Below are 3,634 nucleotides of genomic sequence, written 5' to 3' on the forward strand. Positions count from 1 at the left end.
GCCCGGGCTGAGCCCCCGGGCACCCTCCGGGGCCTCGCCCCCGGCCCCTGCTCGCGGGGCCTGCGGCCCCTGCACCCCGCTTCTTTCGCCTGCGGACCGTGCTGGCTTGCTCGCGCAGTTCCCCGCGCCCCTAGGTACTCAGGGGCGCGGGGAACTGCGCGAGCAACCCCCACGGGCCCGCAGCCGACGCCCGGGCCCGATAAGGGGCGCGGGGAACTGCGCGACCGGCCCTCCACCGGCCCGCAGACGAACCCCGGCCGAWAAGGGGCGCGGGGAACTGCGCGAGCGACCCTCCACCGGGCCGCAGACGAACCCCCCGTCCAAGAAGAGAGGCCCCCCGGCCCGCAGCCGCCTCCCGGGCCGGGGCGGGCCCCCGGGGCGAGAGGGGTGGCCGGGGTCGCATAGGTACCCCGGTCCACCGGCGCCGCATCAACGCCACCCCGCCGGGTACAGTGCGGAGATCAGCAGACCGTATGGTGAGGCCCCCACGTGTTGACGCAGACCACCACCCGGGTCCTCGAACCCGGTGACCTCGGCGCGGCGCTCGCCGTTCTGGAGAGCGAGCCGGTCGCCAACGCCTTCGTGGCCTCGCGCGTCCAGATCGCCGGCCTCGACCCCTGGCGGCTCGGCGGCGAGATGTGGGGCTGGTACGCCGGCGGCAGGCTCCGCTCGCTCTGCTACTCCGGCGCCAACCTGGTCCCCATCTGCGCCACCCCCGAAGCCGTCCGCGCCTTCGCCGACCGCGCCCGCCGCACCGGCCGCCGCTGCTCCTCCATCGTCGGCCCGGCCGAGCCCACCGCCCTGCTCTGGAAGCTCCTGGAGCCGCACTGGGGCCCCGCCCGCGACGTCCGCTCCCACCAGCCGCTGATGGTCACCGAGCGCATGCCGGACGACATGGACCCCGACCCGTACGTCCGCAGGGTCCGCAAGGACGAGATGGACGTGATCATGCCCGCGTGCGTGGCCATGTTCACCGAGGAGGTCGGCGTCTCCCCGATGGCGGGCGACGGCGGACTGCTCTACCAGGCCCGCGTCGCCGAACTCGTCGGATCGGGACGGTCCTTCGCCCGCGTCGAGGACGGCAAGGTGGTCTTCAAGGCGGAGATCGGCGCCGCCACCCCGCGCGCGTGCCAGATCCAGGGCGTCTGGGTCGCCCCCGAGTACCGGGGCCGGGGCCTGTCCGTCACCGGCATGGCCGCCGTCCTGCGCTACGCCCTCGCCGACGTGGCCCCCGTCGTCAGCCTCTACGTGAACGACTACAACACGGCGGCCCGCGCCTGCTACCGCCGCGTCGGCTTCCGGGAGACCGGTGCTTTCATGAGCGTGCTCTTCTGACAGTCTCTCCGGAGAGTCATCGGACAGTAGGGTGCGAACCATGGCACCTTCCTTTGGAGGCGGTCCCCGGAGCCCCGAGGTGACGGTCGCACCGCTCGACCTCGCCGCCCGTGTGGACGAGGCCCTCGCCGTGCAGGCGGTCGCCTTCGGGCTCAGCCCGGAGGAGGTCGGCGTGCGCCGCCACATCGTGCTGCGCCACCTCGCCGGCCCCGGCGCGCGCGCCCTGGGCGCCACCACCGCCGACGGGACGCTCGTCGGGTTCGTGTACGGGATGCCCAACGACCGGGCGCACTGGTGGTCCACGGTCGTCGAACCGTATCTGCGCCACAACGGCACCGACGCCTGGCTCGACGACTCCTTCGTGATCACCGAGCTCCATGTCCACCCCTCCCACCAGGGCCGGGGCGTCGGCCGCGAGCTCATCACCCGGATCACCGACAGCGCCACCGAGCCCCGGTCGATTCTCTCCGCGATCGACACGGAGAGCCCGGCGCGGGCGCTCTACCGCGCGCTGGGCTACCTCGACCTCGCCGGGCAGGTCCACTTCCCGAGCGCGTCGAGGCCGTACGCCGTCATGGGCGCGCACCTGCCGCTGCGCCGCCCGTAAAACCGATTTCCACGCGCGCGTGGGGCGCGGATAACCTCCTGACACCACCCGTGTACGTACAGGAGAGAGATCCCCATGGCTGCCGCCCACGTCCAGCGCATGTCCCGGCTGATGGTCAAGACACTGCGCGACGACCCGGCGGACGCCGAGACGCTCAGCCACAAGCTGCTGGTCCGCGCCGGTTACGTACGGCGCAACGCGGCCGGTGTCTGGACGTGGCTGCCGCTCGGCAAGAAGGTCCTGGACAACATCTCCCGCGTGGTGCGCGAGGAGATGGACGCCATCGGCGCCCAGGAGGTGCTGCTGCCGGCGCTGCTGCCCAGGGAGGCGTACGAGGCGAGCGGCCGGTGGGACGAGTACGGCGACCTGCTGTTCCGGCTCAAGGACCGCAAGGGCGGCGACTACCTGCTCGGGCCCACGCACGAGGAGATCTTCACCCAGACCGTCAAGGACCAGTGCACGTCCTACAAGGACCTGCCGGTGATGCTCTACCAGATCCAGACCAAGTACCGCGACGAGGCGCGGCCCCGCTCCGGTGTGCTGCGCGGGCGCGAGTTCCAGATGAAGGACTCGTACTCGTTCGACACCACCGACGAGGGCCTGGCCGAGTCGTACGCACTGCACCGCGAGGCGTACCGGAAGATCTTCGCGCGGCTCGGGCTCGACTACCGGATCGTCTCGGCGGTGTCGGGCGCGATGGGCGGCTCGGCGTCGGAGGAGTTCCTGGCTCCGGCCGCCGCCGGTGAGGACACCTTCGTGGACTGCCCGCGGTGCGAGTACGCGGCGAACACGGAGGCCGTGACCTTCGTGGCGACGCCCGTGGACGCGGCCGGGGCCGGTCCGGTGGAGGAGCTGGACACCCCCGACACCCCCACGATCGAGTCCCTGGCGGCCCACCTGGGTGTGCCCGCCTCCGCCACCCTGAAGAACCTGCTGGTCAAGGTGGACGGCGAGATCGTGGCGGTCGGCGTGCCCGGCGACCGTGAGGTGGACCTCGGCAAGCTGGGCGAGCACCTGGCGCCGGCGGTGGTGGAGCTGGTGACGGCGGAGGACTTCGCGGACCGGCCCGATCTCGTACGGGGCTACGTCGGCCCGCAGGGGCTCGACAAGGTCCGCTACATCGCCGACCCCCGGGTGGCGCCGGGGACGGCATGGGTGACGGGGGCCAACAAGGCCGACACACATGCGCGGAACGTCGTGTGCGGGCGGGACTTCGAGGTCGACGACTACCTCGACGTGGTCGTCGTCGAGGAGGGCGACCCGTGCCCCGCGTGCGGCGCGGGGCTGCGGCTGGACCGGGCGATCGAGATCGGGCACATCTTCCAGCTGGGGCGGAAGTACGCCGACACCTTCCAGCTCGACGTGCTCGGCCAGCAGGGCAAGCCGGTGCGCGTGACCATGGGGTCGTACGGGATCGGCGTCTCGCGGGCCGTGGCCGCGCTGGCCGAGCAGACCGCCGACGAGCACGGACTGTGCTGGCCGGCGGAGGTCGCGCCGGCGGACGTCCATGTCGTGGCGGCGGGCAAGGCGCTCCAGACGGAGGTGGCGCTGGACGCGGCGGAGCGGCTGGCGGCGGCGGGGCTGCGGGTCCTGGTCGACGACCGGGCCGGGGTGTCGCCCGGGGTGAAGTTCACCGACGCGGAGCTGCTGGGTGTGCCGAAGATCCTGGTCGCGGGGCGGCGGGCCGGGGAG

Annotated in this window: 3 protein-coding genes; all 3 read left to right on the forward strand. The window is 72.9% G+C overall.

What is annotated here, in order from left to right; translation table 11 throughout:
* Positions 1-492 precede the first annotated feature (492 nt).
* Entirely contained in the window at positions 493-1,335 is an 843-nt protein-coding gene (locus ACJA3G_RS32970) for a GNAT family N-acetyltransferase (RefSeq protein ID WP_406556707.1), read from the forward strand.
* A 40-nt stretch (positions 1,336-1,375) separates the two neighbouring features.
* Complete coding sequence (locus ACJA3G_RS32975; RefSeq protein ID WP_406556705.1) at positions 1,376-1,942, forward strand: GNAT family N-acetyltransferase; 567 nt, start codon at positions 1,376-1,378, stop codon at positions 1,940-1,942.
* A gap of 75 nt (positions 1,943-2,017) precedes the next feature.
* Positions 2,018-3,634: proline--tRNA ligase (locus ACJA3G_RS32980; protein WP_406556706.1), on the forward strand; the 1,617-nt coding region annotated here is incomplete at its 3' end.

Origin of the sequence: Streptomyces sp. YS-3 (genome assembly GCF_045257485.1) — a bacterium.
Classification (GTDB): Bacteria; Actinomycetota; Actinomycetes; order Streptomycetales; family Streptomycetaceae; genus Streptomyces.